Origin of the sequence: Yersinia sp. Marseille-Q3913 (assembly GCF_963892745.1) — a bacterium.
GTDB lineage: Bacteria > Pseudomonadota > Gammaproteobacteria > Enterobacterales > Enterobacteriaceae > Yersinia > Yersinia bercovieri.
Genome location: NZ_CAWQAF010000011.1, coordinates 59,154 through 78,443, shown reverse-complemented (window position 1 = coordinate 78,443; position 19,290 = coordinate 59,154). Strand labels below are relative to the sequence as shown.

Genomic DNA, 19,290 nt, shown 5'->3' with positions numbered 1-19,290 from the left:
TTTACTGCAATTTATTAAATTCCGTTTTCGTATTTTCCGGCGGAACCAATAATGTAATTTCAACCCGACGGTTTAATGCCCGATCCTTTTTGCTGTCATTGGGGGCAACCGGATTGGCCTCACCACGACCTTCAGTTTTTACCCGTTGTGCACTATCAAGATATTTTTGCAATTGGTTTCCTACTGCGTTTGCTCGGGCCAATGAAAGTGCTGAATTGGAGGTGAAGGTTGACTTGCGAATTGGGACATTATCGCTGTAACCCGTGACCAGGATCTTACCGCTGACGCCGTTTAGTGCGTTGCCGATGCGATTAATGACCTGATTGTAGGCGGGGCGTATTGTGGTCATACCTGAGTCGAACAGCCCGTCGCCTCTGAGAGCAATGACACTTTGTTTGTCATCGGTACGAACCACCACCATCCCACTGGCAATCTCTTCCTGTAGGAAGTTCGCCAGATTTAATACTGGGGAGACTGCTGGTGTAGGTAAGGGAGTGAGCCACTGTGGTAAGGCTACCTGGTAAATTGATGCCAGCACTGGGCGAGTGGCATCATCCAACTTCCAGCTCAACACAATGAACAGTAATGAGGCCAGGAATGCGGTTAGACTGGTGCTCGCCCACAATGGCATCTTAGGCTTTCGGCGTTTTTGTTGAACCGAAAACGTCTGGGCATCTGGAGAGAGTAGCTCGCTATAACCGCCACGGACCAAACGGATGCGCTGTTGCAGGCGCTGTTTCAGCGTTTCTAGCAGTGAGTGGCCGTTGTCCATTACTTTGTAGCGCCCTTTGAATCCGAGCAGTAGGCAGTAATTTAATAACTCCAGTAATTCGATATATTTGTGTGGGTTCTGCGATAATTTGGCGAGTAGATCAAAAAACTTATCGCCACCAAAGGTTTCATTGTGGAAAGTGACCAGCAGCCCATTCCCTGACCAGATGTTGTCATCTCCCCAGTCTGGCATCAGCGCGGCAGCTTCATCCAGTGAAGTGCACAAACAATAACGTGCACCAATAGTGATTTCATACGGCAGATTGTTGACTTGGCAGCGAAGTTCAAAACGTCTGATCTCTTCAATCAAATGTTGGCGTAATTGTGTCGGGTTATCATGGGTCGCTGACTGGCGAATTTTAGCAATAATATTCAGCAGCGGCCTGGCCGCAGAGACCAGCGAATTGCTCCCAGAGAGTAATTGAGTTTTTTCCTGAGTCATGATTACCTGTCCGTATGGTTGCGAATGGCCCAAAATTCCATATTCATGCCAGGAAAATCACCAGCCAAATACAGGGCAAAAGCACTGGATTGTTCCATCTGTTCCCACAGCTCACCGCTCTTCTCTAATTGAAAGTAGGTATAGCCTGAGTGATACGGAATTTGACGCGGTGCTGTTGAGGTGTTGCATAACTTGATGCCTGGGAGTTGCAACTGCACGATATCGCGGATCTGGGTGATGGGGGCAATCTTCATTTGTGCCGGAAAATGTGCCAATAGCACCTCAGCCGTGACATTAGCGCGTACTGCCAAAACAAAATCGAAATCCCGTATCATGGCTGCGTCTTGTATGATGGCGACGTTTAGCCCTGGGGAGCGCTCAACCAACGCCAGTTGGATGGCGTTATCTTTCAATATCACTGACAGCCCGTGGCGCAGCAGTAGCATGAGTTCGCCAAAGCAATAAGCCAAATTGTTGTGGTCATACACGGGTAACTGCGCATCAGCTGTACGTTGTAAAGAAAAACTGGCCAGCTCCGTGGCAAATTGTAGCCACTCGGCAAACAGGCGTTCCGGGTGTATATGGCTGAGCTGGGAGACATGATTGACTTGCCCCACATAGCGGTTAATCAACTGTAACTGCATGAAATCAATCATTTCTGAACTATTGCGGCTCTCAGGTTGCTGAAGGCGCAGACTCATCTGTAGGCTACGTTGCAGCAGCAGCCCTGCGAGACCATTGATAAAGGTTTTCAGTTGGTGATTGTTTTGGCAATTAAGCGTGGGGGGAATGCAGTTTTTTTCCAGTTGTAATCGGGGGGGATCACTTTTTTCCTGTATCTCAGCCACAATTAATGCTGTCCACTCGGCACTTAAGTCGCTTTCCAGCATCAGACGCAGACGAAGGGAACTAAATTGCAACTCGGTGCTGCTAACGGAGACCTCGTTCAGATCATCGACTTCCGCTTCATACGCGAGATAACGGGCAAGTGCGTCGGGTTTCTCCTGAAAAATGATCTCCTCACGACCAGCACGTTGGCTGGGGAGTGCCAGTACCACTTTCTCACTGGTTTTACTCGCTTTTATCACCAGTGGTACGGGTGCATATTGTGCCCCGCTGAAGTTGAAAGGCGTTCCGTCTGGCATAATGCCACAAGCCTCAGTCAGTGCGACTTTGCCTTGCTGTAGCAGTTCCTGGTCTACTTCCAGATTTAAAAATCCCCAGAAATAACCATTGTGTGCTTGCCCCCAGGCGCGTATGTAATTTTCCAGATAATGTTCTGCCCGCTGGAAATGGTGTGGGCGTAAAAACATTCCTTCAGTCCAAACGATCTTATGAGCTTCTTTCATTATCATAATTAAATACGTTCCTTGCCTTAGAAAGCCGATTGCTATTCATTTGTGTTGATGGTTTTCAAGCCCTCAATACCCGCAACGATATATGCGCCTCGCCCATCTGACGAAGATTGACACTCTTGGTCGGCACCTATTGTGGGCATCGTAGATAACGGCAGGGAAAGGCGCCAAACCTTAGCATTCAGGATTTGGTATTCGGCAATAACGCCAATGTAACGGGCATCTTGTACCTTTTGTCCCTGTAGCTTTTTTCCTCTCTGCCCTGGCGTCAAAAAGAACTGATCACTGCCCAGCAGGCTATTACCAAGAGTGTTCGGGGCATCGTTTTGCAAGCTAAAGAAATCAGCATCCATAAACTCTGCATCAGAACGAAGTAGCAGTGTGCGTATCTTTATCGGTAAGGGATGTCGCTGTACCCCCGTATTAACCTGACGATCGGCATCGAATATCAAACAGTAGATAGGCGGGCCATCCGGGGACGAAAACGTACAACTGCTCAGTAGCATAAAACCAAGTATGATTAGCAATAGATGCAAACATCTTGAGGCAGTATGTGGTTTTCTCATGATGTCTTTCCGTTGCTATTTGTGTTTATTGCTGGGAGTTATTGATTGATTTCTCAATGAAATTTTCAGTTATAACTTTGTCTTTTTACTATGATTTAACTGCTGTAAAGGGCTTTAGATTGAGTTAGGAGGCAAGGATCAGCACTTTGAACTGACTTGGAACCATACGAGAACCCGAAGCGTTAGTTGAATTTTGTAGGCTGCTGCTGGTGAGCCGAGTAGCGGGTGAACCTTTTAACAATACTGAGAATGCGCCGGACAGATGGCGTGATGGCCCCATCACTGTCGCGGAAGCGACTCCACCTGCAACGCCAGGGCTATCGCCATTGGTTAATGGTATTATTGTCGCCATGTTGTGCGCAGGTGCACCGACGAACAATATATTGAATGCATTTGGGATAGCTGTCTGCGCCGATGCAAAGTTTGGGTAAGGTACGGGGACTGGAAGCGGACAGGGAGTTAGGCAAACGTCAGGTAATGCAATATCCATTCCCATCATTTGGGTATTGGCAAACATAGTTATTCCTTATCCAAGATGGATCTGTTCTGAATCCAGTTTAGTGATGTTTTTTGACGTAATAATCAGGTTACGGGCATGTAGACGTGCATAATCCTCGGCCTGAAGATCAAGTTGTCCTGCTCGTACGTATTCGATCTGGCGTACTCGGCGAAATAAGGTATGGCTGGTTTGAATGATTGAATGCCATAAGGATTCGTAACGTTTACCGACCAGACGAACCAGACTAATAAAGCCAGAGAACTCGTTACCGCTGTAAGCCATTTTGTCAATATTACAGTCAGCGCTTTGTGCCTGTATCGCCAGCGTATCGCTACTGATTTTGACTTGTTTGGTGCTGTGTAATATCAGCGAACCACTTGGTGTTTCTATTTGTAGATCACCCACCACATTCAGGCGTGTCACTGTGCCTGGATCTGCTCGCTCCAACACCGCGATAACCCATAATTGTTGACCAGCGTCGGCGACCAGAACCGTGTCACCAATATTAGGCATCACCAGGCAACTGGTTGCCTGACGGCAAACTCTACCCTGACTCGAATATTGCACTAGCAAACTGCCATCAGGTAGCTTATCTGCAATCAAACCTGCTGCTTGTTGTGGTAGTAAGCTACTGATTAAATTGGTTTTAGTGACTGTATTCATGGCGTTGCCTCTTGGGTGTGGGGGATCAAAATTTGCGTTCTGAACTCCAGGTTTCGGCGGTATGTAATGCTTCATCCCTTTCTAATACGCCACTACGATCACTCCAGTGCGTTTGCTGTTGCCTGGCTCCGTGTAAGCGTGTGCGTATGAAATGGGCATAGCTCATATTTGCTTCATTAATATTGGCGTACGAAAAATCGGCGTAAGCCAGATAGCTTTTACTGAAATCACAGCGTTCAGCCTGACAATAATGGAACAGACTTTGGGAAAGGCGAGCTTGGTGAAAGCTGGCATTATTTAGCGTAGCCCCGTTGAATATTGCTTGATCAAACTCCCCATATTGGCACTGTACCCCGGTCAGGTTGGCCTCTATAAACAGTGTTTGTTGAGCCTGTACTGTCTGTAACTTGGCGCGTTGCAAAGAGGCTCCCTTAAAGTTGCTTTGGCGCAACACCGCATTGCTGAAATCAGTATCGTCCAACTGATTATGGGTAAATTGACAAGCCTGCAATTGTTGACCTGCGTAACTTTTCCCACGATGGTCACATTCGAAGAAAGTGACCTGATCAAAATGGGTACCAAGGGTCTGTGTGTTGCGTAAATCCAGGCGGAAAAAAGTGACAAGATTCAACTGACAATCACTTAAAAGTACATCGTTCATTGCAGTTTGGTTAAAGGTCGTTCGTTCTAATTTTCCTGCAGTGAAGTTGCTGCCGCAAAGTGTGCTATCAGTGAAACTCACTTTATTGATTATTAGCGCACTAAAATCGGCATTATTTAACGTGCAGTGGTGAAAAATTGTTTCTTCACATTGGCTTTCCAAAAATGTGGCATGACTTAATTCACAACTATTGAACAGTGTTTTAATAATATTTGCGTGGTTGAATACGCAATCAGTAAGTTGGCAGTTATCAAATACTGCCTCATTTAAATTACAGTGACTGAAATCAACCCCGGTTGCTGTCAGTTCGGAAAAGATCCCGCCGGAAAGATCCATACCGGTGAGTTGTAGTCCAACAATATTGTGTCCACTGACATATTCGCCACATTTTATTTGTTGCTGCAACTGAATTGCACTGAGCTTCATCAACTTTCTCCTTTGATGCGCGGCTGCATTTTGATGCTTTCGGTATAAGCGCCATCCCAGTTAGTCATATCGTCAAAACGCGATTGTGATATATCCGCACGGAATAGATTGGCACCGCGTAGATCTGCACCGCTTAAAATAGACTTTTGCATTATCGCGTTGATCAGATTGGCATTCATGAGTTGGGATTCAGAAAAGTTGCTGCGGATAAAAAGGCTGCCACTACCGTCCAGGTATTGTAGATTTGCTTTGATCAACTGTGCTTCCGATAGATCACTATTATCTAATCGTGCCCGCTCAAAGCTGGCTTGATGTAAGGGAGTCTGCCGTAAATTACATTGTTTCAGTGTGGCATCACTAAAATCGGCCTGTGCTAAGTCGCTGCCAGCGGTAAAAGAGCAGGTGACAAGATGTGCTGCATGGAAACTGCTGCCGATGGCCTTTGTGTCTACCCAGCAACCGTTCTCTATCTGAGCGTGACTACAATTGAACTCCAGCAGACTACATTTGATAAAACTGACTTTTTTCATCTGCGCCTCAATAAAATTCATACCATTGAGTTCAAGTTCAATAAAGGTGGTATCAATAATATTGGCCCGCTGAAATAAGCACTGAATAAAAACAGTTTGGTCACCTAACAAATTTTCCAGAAGGGCGTCAGTGAAATTGCAATTTTTAAATAATGTTTTATGGATATTAGTTTCGGTTAGATGAGAAGAGGTAAAATTAGTGTTTTCACATTGTGCTAATGCTAAAGATGCATTTTCTAAATGGGTGTGGCTCAGATTAGCATTAGTGAGATCCGCACGTGCCAGCATAGCTTCCTGGAGAGAAGCATATTCAAGATTGCATCCATATAAGTTAGCATTTTCAAGTAATGTACCTCGTAAATTAGCATGACGTAGATCCATGTCAGCCAGGTCGGCTCCCGTTAAATCTATACCACTGAGGTTTTTATCTCTGGCCATTACGGCACTCACGTAGTCACGTACTATTGCGACCGTATTTCCGGTTAGTCGTGTGGCTGGCTCTTGGGCCTGAACACTCATTAGATAGGTTTGAAACAATGCCTGTTCAGTCTGAGCCACACTTTTCTCATCGTTTTTCCCTACCCCCTTGTAGAGCAGATTGAGCTGCTGATGATAATTATCTGCACCAGAAAACTGCATATGGGGATTGGACGATTTTTCTGGAGGAAATAGGCCGGCCTGGCCCAGGTCATTAGTCTGTAGTTCCAATACATCAGCCTGCTGCTTTAATTTTGCAGCATAATCTGGCAGTTGTTCCAACGAAGGGGGAGCCGTCTCCTTACTGGCGGGAAATAGTTGCTCAATATCTTTTCCTTCCTGCGCTAACTTAAGGCGGTAATGTTCGTGCTGAAGACGTTCAAAAGTTGATATATTTTCTTGCATCGGGCTTTGCATATGAGATGAATGGGCGTTCAGACCAGAAGCAATCGCTGTTTCAGGGAGTAAATCTTTTTCACGAAATGAGAATAGGGCACCTTTTTCTTTGTCCAATCGCTGTTGTAATACTTGGTAGTAGTGAATTGAGGAGCGTGGCTGATTGATGATTTCCAGTGCTGGCATTAATTCCAGAATGTCGGTTGCATCATCTTCGCTGACGCGAATATACCCCTGATAAATTAATGCCATCTGTTCACGGTGCGGAAAGAACCAGACCGTTGTGTGGCGCATGGTGATCTCTTCAAATTTCTCTTCACCATCTCGTAGGCTATTAACAAAACAGCGGGCTCGCCAGGGAGGGAGTTTGCCCTGCTGGAGTGGCTGAGTGGGGTGCATATTCCAGATGCAGTAGTTTGCTTGGGGTGGTAACTCATTATATTGGGAAAATTGTTGGTCACTCTCCGCCATATTAAATAATCGCCAGTCAATATCCTTAGCAAAACCGGGAAATTCATTTTCCAACCAGTCGGCATCATAGTTTTTACCAATGCGAGTAAAACGGCGTGGACAAGTAATATCGATTGCGTCAAAACTGACGGGTAAAATATTTTGGTGCGGAGAGGTTAATCTAGCCTGTGGCGATTCAATATTTGGCAGTTTCTGGCGCACATTAGGGTTGGGTTGTTCTGGTGCGGCACCTACGCCGCATGGGTTTTCAACAAATTGTGGTCCGCCAAACGCATTACTCCAACCAAGTCCCATTTTTGTGAAGGGTAATGGCTCAGTGGAACTTTCTTGAACCCAGTGGCGATCACCGGTAACAATTAAGGTTTTTTCAAGGATGTCGAGCTGGATCTTTACCGCACAAGTTGTTTTATCACTCTGATGATGGGTATATGCGTTACCCGTCGCGAGAAACTCAGCACAATTTTTAGGCATTGCAAGGTCGAGAAGACCTCCACTCGTGGTTAATTCCTCACTAACGAGTTTCCACAATTCTGCTTCGGAAGATAAATGTGGCGTTTCCTCCATATCTGCCAGAACCAAAACGGAAACACCTAGATGATGCTGCCCCTGCAAGGTGAAAGGTCGCTGAAGTATGCTCAGATGTAACGGTTTTACAATTTTCATCAAATACATCCTGTGATTTTGACTAAAATTCATTTGTTAGCAGTATTTTTAATATGCTGTAAATGAATGAAATGAACACTTCCAGGATATATACGTGACCGATTTTTGACAGGCGTGACTGATCCTGATGTCAAATGGCTTCACCAAAATAATCCAATGATACGTTGTTAAATCTATTCATCCATATATTGTTCAATGTATTAACCCATGGATTTGTTGTGCTTATAAATGATATTTATAACTTCCTTTCTACCATAGCTACCGCACGAGATTGCAATGTTTTTGCCTCGATTAATATAGGTATAATGCTAGTGGTAGAGTTATGCCTGCATTGGTAATAATGATTATAAAAACAATCACAGAATAGGATTGTTATAATGCGAGGTTATCGATGTCAAGGGATAAATATATATTTCGCCATTATGATTATTACTTCTTATTTATTACTGATTTTTACATTTTGATATTTTTGTTACAATTCCTTTGAATTATATTTTATATATGGAAATAAAAAATAAATATATAACAATGAGTTGGCTTTTATTTTGCGCGTAAATTTAAATTAATTTGATATTTACATATGGCACTTAAGTCAATGGGTTTTTTATATTTTTAATTTTTTCTTGACTATCTCGCGCTGCCGTTAACATTATGTGAAAATTATTTTATTAAATTAAATGGATAACTGAGTGGTGGAAACTAATGCGAAGAACGATAAAGTTAAGCTCAAAAAAATTATCTGATGAATGGATGTTCAGTCGTTTAACCGGTAGTGAGTCGCTTTCGACACTCTATAAATATAATCTGACATTATTGAATTCTTCCGCTGAAGTTGACCAACGTGATCTTTTAGGGGAGGCTCTGTCCGTTTATATTGAAGATGAGGGGCAACAAGCAAGGTATATTAGTGGCATTATCACCTCAGTATCACGACAAATTCACGCAACGACTCGCGGTGATTATTATATTTACGACCTTACCCTGCAACCAGCATTATGGTACTTAAGTTGCGGTCGTGACTGCTCTATTTGGCAAGGAAAGTCTGTACCAGAAATTGTGCAGGAGTTTCTCAATCGTCACAATATATTATTAGAAAGTAAATTATTAGAATCTTACCGTGAATGGGAATACTGTGTGCAGTATCAGGAGAGTGATTTCTCCTTTATTAGCCGTTTGATGGAGCATGAAGGTATTTATTACTTTTTCCGCCATGAGTCCGATCAGCATGTGATGGTACTTGCAGATCATCCACAGGCACATGAGGCTACTGGTGTGAGTAAAGTTGCGCTAACTCCTTCAGATAACAAGGGTAATGAGGTTGCGGGGATCTATGATTGGCGGGAGGAAGATATCATTGGCCCTGCGTTATATAGCACCGATGATTATGATTTTCGTAAACCACGTGCCAGCCTGCTACAGACCAGAAAGAACCCAGGTTCTCAAGCCCCTGAAGCCGTGAGTATTTTTGATTGGGCAGGGCATTATACCGACAGCAAACATGGTGAAACTTATACTCGAGTGCGCCAACAAGCATTTGCTGCGAGCCAATATCTGATTACAGGGCAAGCACGTGCTTGTGCTGGCGCGATGGTCCCAGGACAACGTATTTCAGTGGATCATGGTGGGAATCCTGGGAGTAAAACCTATCTGGTGGTGAGTATAGAGTGTGATTATCAGCAAAGTGGGGATGTCTCGGCAGATTTCATCTCTGCTCAATCCGGCACCATTTTCAGTGTCGTACCCGCATCAACCCTTTGGCATCCCACGTGTGAAACCTTATGGCCACGTACCTTTGGGCCGCAAACAGCAGTGGTGACCGGGCCTGCTAATGAGACTATTTGGGCTGATCGCTATGGGCGAGTAAAAGTGCATTTTCGTTGGGACCGCTATGGAAAGGGGGATGACAGCAGCTCTTGCTGGATCCGCGTATCCAGTCAATGGGCCGGATGGAAATATGGTGCGGTGCAAGTACCACGAGTAGGGGAAGAGGTCATTGTTGATTTTATTAATGGGGATCCTGACCGCCCAATGATTATTGGCCGAGTTTATAATGAAGATAATCAGCCGCCGCTTAATTTGCCCCAGGATGCAACCCGCATGGGAATAATGACTCGCAGTAAAGGCGGTTCCGCAGATAAGTCCAGCTATTTGCTGATTGATGATGCACTGGGGGGGGAGTCAGTCGCTTTACACTCTGAACGTGACATGAAGATTTCAGCTGAAAAAGATCAGGACATCCATATTCAGGGCAATATGCAACACCGCACCGATGGCAATAAGAATCAGGAAATCAAAGGGAATGTAAATATAGATATCACAGGGAATTTAACTGAGGATATCAAAGGGAATGTAACGCGTAGTATCACCGGCAGTTGGGAGGAAAAGGTTCTGGGGGGGATTACTATCAGTTCGCCACTGGCTATTACCATTAACAGCGGTGTTAAACTTAATATGAAAGCTCCCGCGTCAAGTTTGACGATTGCTGGCCACACAGAGAGTATTACCGGCAGTTCCAGTTCAATTGTTGGGTCATCTCAGGATCTGAAAGGGTCAAGTAAGTCAATGGTAGCGCAGAGTTTTACCACCACGACACTGGGTATCTCCAACACGACAAGAAATATCTCAATAAATGATGTAAATATATCCTACACAAAAATGGAATATAAACGTAAAGGGGAAAGTTATGAGTATACCCAAAGCAAAACGGAGACCGGTGTGCATCGTTTGATTCAAACTGCACTATTTTCTATTAACTGATGTCGGTGAAAATAAACGAACTGTTATTGAACACTGCATAAAAGATTTTATAAATCTCTATATAGGATGTGATATGGATTTTCAGCCAGTTGAAGTACAAAATGCTGCGCCGGTAACAAAACAGGCCATACTGATCCGTGAACGACAGGCGGTGGGCAATGCGGTATTTACTCGGGGAGATTATAAGCCGGGTGAGGTTAAGCACATTGTATTATTCCGTTACGCTGAATTTGTCAGCCCAGATAAACGACGTCAACTGATGGAAGATTTTCTGGCGTTGCAACATTTGGCACTGCGAGAAGGTAAACCTTATATCGTCTCGATAACCACAGGTAAGCAAGCGAGTGGTGAGGGGGTTGCAGGGGGCTTTGAACAAGGATTTATCGTGACCTTCCGCTCTCAAGGGGATCGTAATTATTACGTGGGTACTCCCGTGGTTACTTCGCCCACATTTTATGATGCAGCACACCAAAACTTCAAAAATCAGGTAGGCCCATTTTTGGCGAAAAAGCAGGGGGTGCTGGTATTTGATTTTATCAGCGGAGATTGAGCTGATACCTGCCTTATTTATTTGTGGTTGAGGCCAAGCGGTGTCTTGGCTAATCAATATTCTGTCAGTCACCATCTCATCTTGTAGGTTAGCACTGAGAATGCTGCCGGGCAGGGTGGCGAAATTCCTCCTCTCGGAATGCCGGCATTCAACTTGTTGACATCGTTTATCTTCCGTTTATAGCGTGATTTTTGAATGCACCAAGCCGCACAGTAAGAATATATCTGCTGGCGGTACCTATAGGCAGGAGGATGGTATGGGTGACAGTAATTTATTGAGTGAGCTGCTTTCCGCTGACCCGCAAACGGGGAATTTGAGTATACAAAATATTATCAGCTGGGTTGAATTACATGGCGGAGTGAAAGGGATTACCGAAAAATTCAACCAGAATGGACTCGGAGATATTGTTAAGGATGTCAGCGGGCAGAATGGACAGCCGATAATATCCGATGGACATATACAGCAGGTATTTGGTCAGGAAGAGATAGGTCGATTGGCGACGCAATTAGGCATTGATCCACAGGCTACCACCGCCATGCTGAGTCGATCTTTACCTGCGTTAATGGCCCAAATGCCTGGCAATGGATCTATTGCTAAATCAGGGATTTTGAATGTGATATTACGTTTTTTCAAACGCACGTAATTGAAAACCACGTAATTGAAAACCACGTAATTGAAAACCTTGTCAGGAGATATTTATGTGTATAAACAGAATGTTATCTATCTTGGTTTTATTGACGACAGTATTGATTATCGGCCCGGTTAATGCCGCTCAGACCAAAGCCACTACAGCAGCTGATCCGGCACCGGCAGCCAATTTAGTTCAAGATCCTAATGGTATTAAGCCCACAGTAAAATCGCCACGCAAACCGCGAACTAATGTGAGCGCAGCGGAAGTCTCTGGATTGCCAGAAACAGTGAAAGTGCCTGCATCGACACGTAAATCTCACTCTTCTGTATTCCAGGCAGAGACGGCTCCCGCTATTCCACCGCCGGTAACTGTGAAGCCAACGACTCCCGCTACCCCACCGCCGGCAACAGTGAAGCCAGCGACTCCCGCTACCCCACCGCCGGCAACAGTGAAGCCAGCGACTCCCGCTACCCCACCGCCGGCAATAGTGAAGCCAACGGCATCGGCACCATCTGTTCCTCGGGTGGCTACATCGCCAGCGTCAGGCAATATTCCATCAGGTGCCACTGCGCGTTGTCAGGACGGTACTTACAGTTATAGCCAACAGCATAGTGGAGCTTGCTCCCGCCATAAGGGCGTGGATCGTTGGTTACAGCAATAGTGCGGGAAAATTATTATGGCATAGCATGACAGAAATATTGTTGACCCTGACATGCTATGTATATTGACGTCGTTTAGGGCAAAAGGATGATGTTGAAGTAGGTTACAATCCCTTTTACGGGATCGATATCGCATTGGAAAGTAAAATCATACCAAGTATTATCGGCCCGCACCTCACCAATGCCGGTAAGATGATATTGTCCTGTTAGACTCAAGCTATCTTGGTTATTATCCCCAAGAAATACCCGATCGGCTTTTAGAAAATCTTTGCTTTGTATTTCAGCGAGGGCTGCGGGTCTACAGATAAATTCAGATACTTTTTTTGCATTATCCCACTGAATAGCGATTTGTCGCTCTTCGGCACGATAAAGCTGACTGATAGCGACATCAATTCGAGTTTGAATTCCAGCCGTTAAAGGTGGCGGTTCTGAGGCAATGAGTTGATTGACAAATAACAGTAATAGCCAAATAGTATGTTTAACAGGTAATTTCATTAATACCTCTTGTATATCATAATATTTAGAAGTACGGCATGATAATATTATATCATGCCATATGTCGGGGTTTTAAAATATTAACGGGGGAATATAAGTGTCAAGTGAGGAGTGATAAGTGTGAGGGGGTGGTTATATCAATCCCATAATCAGTGCTTTTGAAATAGCCTGGAATTTATTTTTACAGTTGAGTTTTTTTATAATATTTAACATATGAAAATCGACGGTGCTTTTTGATATGAATATTTTAGCTGCTATTTCATGAGAAGTCATCCCATCAACACTAAACATCAGTATCATTAATTCCCGTTTGGTTAAGGTGATATTACTTTTGTTGAATGTTATCGGGCTTTCAGCGTTCAGGATTATTGAGTTTATTATTTTCACACAGATTTTTGAAAAATAGGATTGTGCGAGTGATATTTCTTTTGGCGTGATTGAATGACTCATATTTGAAAGTGATAGAATGCTATGGTAACCCTGTGGAAGTGGCATACCAAATGTAATACCACTCTGGTAACCATACTCTACACCATAGGCCCAGATCTCTTCATGTCCTTTGAAAAAAAGACTATCCCAGACCGCATATTCTACCTGTGGCATTGGTTTGTAAAAAATCACAGGATCTATTTTCCATAATTTATTTTTTTCATATAGCGTTCTCCATGAGTCATTATAATTATCAAATGTATAAATACGTGATTCCGTTATCGGGTATATTTCTCTTATCACAAAAGAAAAGAATGAAAATCCAGTGTTTAATGTTATGTAATTACTTATTTGTTGTAGAGTTTCCTCTGACACATCAATTCTATTAAATGACTCTGGATTATATTTTGATATAAGCATTTACTTTATTCCAAGAGTTACTGCTGGTAGGTATAATGAGATTATACCGTTATTTTTTTTCTCATTTCATTTTATAAACAACCACTTTATTGATATTTATCAATTTTACTGTTCTTATCATTATTTAATAAGATGACGATAAGGCACTGATCGTACCAGTAAACACCATCACTGATGCTGATAAAGGCATAGAATAAGATAACTCCGGGCTCAATCAAGAACCTGTCGCATCCAGGATGTCTCATCATGCCTTCTGTGTAGGTATTTTAATTATATTAGATTCATTAATTAATAGCTGTCTAATAAAATAAAGTTATCAACCGATAACTATATTTTATTGGTTTTTTAACGAGAGTGAGATTAATTTGTATGATTTATTTTTCTTGTGAGTGATAGCGAGTATAAAAAATAAAATAGCACTATTAATACGATATTTTGGGGTTATATAGATAATGTCATTCATGTTTTTTATTCTATTATCAGTTGATAACTTAATATTATTTGATGGCTATTTTTTTACCGACTAAGGTGAGTATTGCAATGCAATAATAAATCAGAATGTCGGAGATTAAAATGAAACAGAAACTGAAAACCTTTTTAGAGGATATTGATTCCACACTACCTGCACCTATCATGGTAGATGCGATAGGTTATGCTGGTCTAAATCGAGCAACGATTTTTGATCCAAACAAAAGTCTCACGGTTCGAATTCCTTTTAAGCCTGGGACTAAAGTAGATACCAGAGTAGATTTGTTTTGGTGTAAAACGGGGGATGAAGCTAATGCTATCAATATTAATTTCCCCATAAAGACAATAACTAGTGAAGATCTTCAAGTGGCTCACAAAGATATATTTGTTAATATTGGGCAGCTTGATATAGTCGATGGAGATACAACTGTATTTTATACTTTTGCCGAACCACCAGGAAGTAATATAACAAGATCATTTGATGCCAATTTCTTGATAAAAACAACTGTACCCGGCGGGATTGACCCTGACCCTGCAACGCCTTATGTGAACGATTTGTTACCTGCGCCGGGGGGCATTCCAAATGAAATAACAACGGGTAATATTAACGCTATTTCCGCTTCTATCCCTGCTTATAAAAATATGACTAAAGGCGATGTTGTAACATTAAGTTGGGCTGGGAATAAAGATTCTAAATATACGGTAGCAGAGTCTGATATCAATAAGCCTGTGATCATTAACGTTACTGCGGATACTATCAAATTGGCGGGGGACTATAGTGATGCAATCATAAGGTACGAAATAAGAGATACCGTAAATAATTGGTCTTTATGGTCGATTAGTTCCATGGTTGATATTGATGTCGAAGATAGTATCTATCTGGCGCCGGGAGTTCAACAGGCAGTCAATGGTATGATTAATATTGATGACTTGAAGGGTAAGGATGTTTATGTTCAGATCCCTGTTTATCTTAATATTAAATTGGATGATATAATAACACTGAAATGGAAGAATGGGGGGATATTACCTACGGAACAGACGGCTACTATTTTGGCTTCTGATCTTAAATATGGTCATACTTTTATTATCCCCTACTCACAAATTCGTGGGATGGGGGGGGAAATGGTCACCGTCTATTATGAGGTGAATGGTAAAAAATCCCAAAAAACTAATCTGATCATTAATGGTAACCCTTATACACTCCCTGCCCCTGTCGCCCCACAAGCCAAATCTGGAATCCTTGATCTTAACACCATACCGGAAACGGATAACTTTTTGGTTAGACTTAATCAAGATGGAAATTTGGTGAAAGATGATATAGTGACATTAATTATCTCGGGTGTAACTTCTGCCGGTGAGCCGATTGTCCTATACGATAAGTCTCATATCGTTACCGAACTTGAGGTTGGTACACCGCTGGTCTTCTCTATTGCCAGAGATAAAATAGTGGGTATGGCCGGTGGCGGTTTGACTATTAGTTATCGGGTTAAAAGTGAGACGAGTGAAGATTTTTCTAGCTCTTATCCTTTAGAATTGGTGTTATTGCCATTAAATAACAATTTGCCAGCCCCCACTATTACCGAAATGGTTAATCCAGGGATACTGAACCCCATGGATGCTGATGCTAACGGGGCGGTGCATGTTCGTGTTGGGAGTTATCCAAACAAGGCGCGCAAAGATGGAATACAATGCTATTGGAGAGGGAAAGTAAATTATGATCCGGATGACATAATTGTGAAAAATGGGGTCGACGATAATTTTTTCACAATTCCGAAAGATATCGTGCAACAGAGTATCGGTGGTTGGGTTGAGGTGTACTATGAAGTCGATGATCTCGCCGGGGATATATTTTACTCTAACCGATTGATATTCCAGGTAACCGAAGATTTACCTGCACCCACAGTTGATCAAGCAGTGGGAAATACTATTACTCTGGTGCAGGTTCCGGCCACTGGTGCAACCGTCACGATACCCGCTGGGGCCAAATTAAAAGAATCAGATGAAGTTGTGCTTAGCTGGGCAGGCTCAGGTCCCACTAACTCGAGAAAGGATATACATCAAGTCACTAATCTTGAGTCTGGATTGTCGCTGACATTCACCATACCTTATGAATATGTTGCCGCCAGTAAGGGTGAACTGATTAGTGTGGATTATAGCATTAAGCGCGCTAATGGCGGGATGCAGTTCTTCTCACCGAAAAACAGCTATAACGTTGTTAGTGTCCCTGTTTCAGGAAAACTTAAGGTGATGGGCGCCAGGTTCTCACCTGGTAACTCCTATGGTTTTGGTAATATCAACTCCAAATATATTACCGCGTTGTCCTCTGATACAAATAAACCTCTTGATGGTGCTGAATGGCAATACGCCGGGGATTCAAACTGGAAGCAGGGGGCTCGTTTTCGCGATGTTTCACCAGAACGTGTGTTACGGGTAAGAACGGAGAATGATAGCGTGACACTCTCCGCCTGCAATGTGGCGGGCAATGGGGTTACGGTCGACCCGGCTTTTGCTGTACGGCGCAACAATGGTCATATTGCTGCTTGGGGAAGTTCCATCTTGGGTGGCGATGTACCCGCAACGCTCTTGACGCTTGATGACGTCGTTTACATTGCTGCCAGCCAAACTGCTTTTGTGGCGCTACGGTCTAATAAGCGGGTTGTCTCATGGGGGGAAGATACATATGGGATTGTACCCCCTGAGATTGCGGCAATGAATGACATTGAGCAAATTGCGGCTGCAGGCTACGCCTTTGCTGCTTTACGCTCTAGTGGTAAGGTTGTTGCGTGGGGCGGAGCAGTTTCCAAAGGGGGGGTAGTGCCAGCTGATATTGCTCTTCAGACGAATATCAAAAAAGTTTTTGGCGGAGAAATGGGATTTGTCGCATTGTGTACCGATGGATCAATTGTGTCATGGGGAGGATTGGCCTTACCCAGTGATATTAAGCAGCTAACTGATATTATTGATATTCAGTCGGCGCAAGGCGGCTATGTCGCGCTGAGAGCAAATAAAACGGTTGTTGGTTGGGGATTGGCGGTACCCACGATAATCGCGGCCAGAACTGATATCGTGGAGCTGATGGCTTCTACCAATAATTCCTATGTCGCCAAATGCAGTGATGGGACACTGGTTGCATGGGGGGGGTATGGTGGTGTTATTCCTGCGGATATCGCGGGGTTCACAGATATTGTTGACGTTGCTAGCACCGCCAATACGTATATTGGGTTACGAAATAATGGCACTGTCGTGAGTTGGGGGAATGATATATCAATTGTAAATGGCATCGCGACAGAAGTCGCTATGCTGGAGGATGTCGTCCAAATAAGCACCACTGGCTCTGCGGCTGCGGTACTGCGGGCAACAGGGGAGGTTGTGGCATGGGGAAACACTGCGTATGGGGGAGATGCATCGATGGTTCAATCATTATTAACCAATGTACGGGCGTTATATTCAACCTCGACAGCATTTCTGGCCTTAACCAAGGATAACCGTGTTGTCACTTGGGGAGACCCAACCGGTGGGGGGGACAGCAGCACAGTACAGCCATATATTGCTGAGCAGCTATCCTATGAGATGACACCACTTTAACAAGGCTTAGTACATTATTTGCTAAAATAATTCAGGAGAGTCAGTTTTATTGATGACTCTCCTGTTTCATATTGATATCACAGGTTAATTTTTCCAAACTTCCACCTTCGATAAGCTCTTTCCTACAACACTGCCTTGCCAATCCTTCATTTTTGCCAACAAAACTTATGTTACGTTTATTGTTATTTATTCATTAATCATATGATTTAAAGTGTGATTTAAGTCGCATTTTAGGAATCTAATGATAAAAAAACCTATGATAAATACTAGAAGATCGACTATCGAAGCAGTCTTTGTTTACATTTATGTAAGAATTGTCCTATGGTTGTTATGGTGACTTTCACTAAGATTAAATGCACTAAAATGCCTACTGGTGAATTTTAGAGTGTGAACGTCACTATATTTTATCCTATATGCCGGACTAATATTTCTTTAGTCTATTTATCTACCTTGCTAGTAAAGAGGGATACAATGGATATTCGAAAATTGAATGCCTTTATCGTGCTGGCGGAAACGTTGAATTATCATAAGGCGGCAGATAAACTTTGTGTTACTCAACCGGCGTTGACTAAACAAATAAACTCGTTAGAGGAGAGGCTCAATTGTATCCTTTTTTACCGAGGGCCTGATGGTACACATTTAACGTCTATTGGTCAGAGTGTTTACGCTGAAGCAAAAATATTGATGAATCATGTGAATAAATTCAGAAGAAATACTGCTGAGCTATCAACCGTTAAATATAATGAATTTAAGATTGGGGCTTTTTCTTTTGATTCACATCATAACTATGTATTTAAACAATTCACCGATCTTTTCCCTGATGTTCCTTTAGTGTTATTGAATGGCATGTTACCTAATGAATTAGCTTACCAACTGACTCAAGGTTTATTAAATTTAGCGATTATGCCTTACCCTATCCCTAAAGAGTTATCCTCCCGCCGACTATTCAGTGATTCATTAGTGATTGTTGAGAGAAAAAATATAGATAGAACAGCGGGGTTTTCTCTGGGGAGTATTAATAAATTGGGGTGGCGGGAGACGCAAGAGTTAGAGAGTTACGCCATTAATGGTAATATAAATATATATGCAGTATATGATAGATTGACAATGAAACCGGTAGTGACAACCAATAATATCATGACCGTTCTTGAGTTGGTTATCAGGAAGGATGCCTTTTCATTCGTGCCGAAAAGTGTTATTTCAGATGTAAGTAATAAATATCTTGAGCTTATGGATATAAAAGAAACAGATATGAGCGTAGATATAGGATTAGTTTGGGAACCTAATTTTACCAATGAGATCACTCGTAGTGTGATTGATATTTTCCTGGGAAGCAAGGTCGCATCTGTCTGCTAATTATTTATCTAATAAAAATA

Annotated in this window: 15 protein-coding genes; 6 read left to right on the top strand and 9 right to left on the bottom strand. The window is 43.0% G+C overall.

Annotation, left to right across the window (positions count from 1 at the left end; translation table 11 throughout):
- Position 1 precedes the first annotated feature (1 nt).
- The 7 genes from AACW11_RS05455 to AACW11_RS05425 form a co-directional block, all read right to left on the bottom strand.
- Positions 2 to 1,213: a DotU family type VI secretion system protein gene (locus AACW11_RS05455; RefSeq protein ID WP_212583956.1), complete on the bottom strand. Its 1,212-nt coding sequence runs from the start codon at positions 1,211 to 1,213 to the stop codon at positions 2 to 4.
- Between the two features lie 2 nt (positions 1,214 to 1,215).
- Positions 1,216 to 2,562: a type VI secretion system baseplate subunit TssK gene (tssK, locus tag AACW11_RS05450; RefSeq protein WP_212584181.1), complete on the bottom strand. Its 1,347-nt coding sequence runs from the start codon at positions 2,560 to 2,562 to the stop codon at positions 1,216 to 1,218.
- A 41-nt stretch (positions 2,563 to 2,603) separates the two neighbouring features.
- Positions 2,604 to 3,134, bottom strand: a complete 531-nt coding sequence (gene tssJ / locus AACW11_RS05445) for a type VI secretion system lipoprotein TssJ (RefSeq protein ID WP_212583955.1) — start codon at positions 3,132 to 3,134, stop codon at positions 2,604 to 2,606.
- A gap of 124 nt (positions 3,135 to 3,258) precedes the next feature.
- Positions 3,259 to 3,651, bottom strand: coding sequence for a DUF4150 domain-containing protein (locus AACW11_RS05440; protein ID WP_212583954.1), 393 nt, complete (start codon positions 3,649 to 3,651; stop codon positions 3,259 to 3,261).
- 9 nt (positions 3,652 to 3,660) lie between these two features.
- Complete coding sequence (locus tag AACW11_RS05435) at positions 3,661 to 4,296, bottom strand: DUF3540 domain-containing protein (protein ID WP_212583953.1); 636 nt, start codon at positions 4,294 to 4,296, stop codon at positions 3,661 to 3,663.
- A gap of 25 nt (positions 4,297 to 4,321) precedes the next feature.
- A complete protein-coding gene (locus AACW11_RS05430; RefSeq protein ID WP_212583952.1) occupies positions 4,322 to 5,383 on the bottom strand; it encodes a pentapeptide repeat-containing protein in 1,062 nt (353 codons plus the stop codon).
- The gene (locus AACW11_RS05425) at positions 5,383 to 7,920 is read right to left on the bottom strand and encodes a DUF2169 family type VI secretion system accessory protein (protein ID WP_212583951.1); all 2,538 of its coding nucleotides are present in this window, start codon (positions 7,918 to 7,920) and stop codon (positions 5,383 to 5,385) included. Before AACW11_RS05425 ends, AACW11_RS05430 begins: the two co-directional genes overlap by 1 nt.
- A 702-nt stretch (positions 7,921 to 8,622) precedes the next feature.
- Here AACW11_RS05425 and AACW11_RS05420 point away from each other — a divergent pair.
- From AACW11_RS05420 to AACW11_RS05405, 4 genes are all read left to right on the top strand, one after another.
- A complete protein-coding gene (locus tag AACW11_RS05420) occupies positions 8,623 to 10,677 on the top strand; it encodes a type VI secretion system Vgr family protein (RefSeq protein ID WP_283047623.1) in 2,055 nt (684 codons plus the stop codon).
- A gap of 73 nt (positions 10,678 to 10,750) precedes the next feature.
- Positions 10,751 to 11,227 carry a Dabb family protein gene (locus AACW11_RS05415; protein WP_005272180.1) on the top strand — a complete coding sequence of 159 codons (477 nt, stop codon included), beginning with the start codon at positions 10,751 to 10,753 and terminating at the stop codon, positions 11,225 to 11,227.
- 256 nt (positions 11,228 to 11,483) lie between these two features.
- Positions 11,484 to 11,870, top strand: coding sequence for a YidB family protein (locus AACW11_RS05410; protein WP_212583949.1), 387 nt, complete (start codon positions 11,484 to 11,486; stop codon positions 11,868 to 11,870).
- Positions 11,871 to 11,925: 55 nt separating this feature from the next.
- Complete coding sequence (locus tag AACW11_RS05405; RefSeq protein WP_249192679.1) at positions 11,926 to 12,519, top strand: DUF3761 domain-containing protein; 594 nt, start codon at positions 11,926 to 11,928, stop codon at positions 12,517 to 12,519.
- Between the two features lie 73 nt (positions 12,520 to 12,592).
- Here the strand turns inward: AACW11_RS05405 and AACW11_RS05400 are convergent, their stop codons facing one another.
- Together AACW11_RS05400 and AACW11_RS05395 are read right to left on the bottom strand one after the other, a co-directional pair.
- Positions 12,593 to 13,012, bottom strand: coding sequence for a hypothetical protein (locus tag AACW11_RS05400; RefSeq protein WP_212583948.1), 420 nt, complete (start codon positions 13,010 to 13,012; stop codon positions 12,593 to 12,595).
- A gap of 132 nt (positions 13,013 to 13,144) precedes the next feature.
- A complete protein-coding gene (locus AACW11_RS05395) occupies positions 13,145 to 13,861 on the bottom strand; it encodes an autoinducer binding domain-containing protein (protein WP_212583947.1) in 717 nt (238 codons plus the stop codon).
- Between the two features lie 573 nt (positions 13,862 to 14,434).
- Here AACW11_RS05395 and AACW11_RS05390 point away from each other — a divergent pair.
- Together AACW11_RS05390 and AACW11_RS05385 are read left to right on the top strand one after the other, a co-directional pair.
- On the top strand, positions 14,435 to 17,914 hold the full coding sequence (locus AACW11_RS05390; protein ID WP_212583946.1) for an RCC1 domain-containing protein: 3,480 nt from the start codon (positions 14,435 to 14,437) through the stop codon (positions 17,912 to 17,914).
- Between the two features lie 471 nt (positions 17,915 to 18,385).
- A complete protein-coding gene (locus tag AACW11_RS05385; protein WP_212583945.1) occupies positions 18,386 to 19,270 on the top strand; it encodes a LysR family transcriptional regulator in 885 nt (294 codons plus the stop codon).
- Positions 19,271 to 19,290 lie beyond the last annotated feature (20 nt).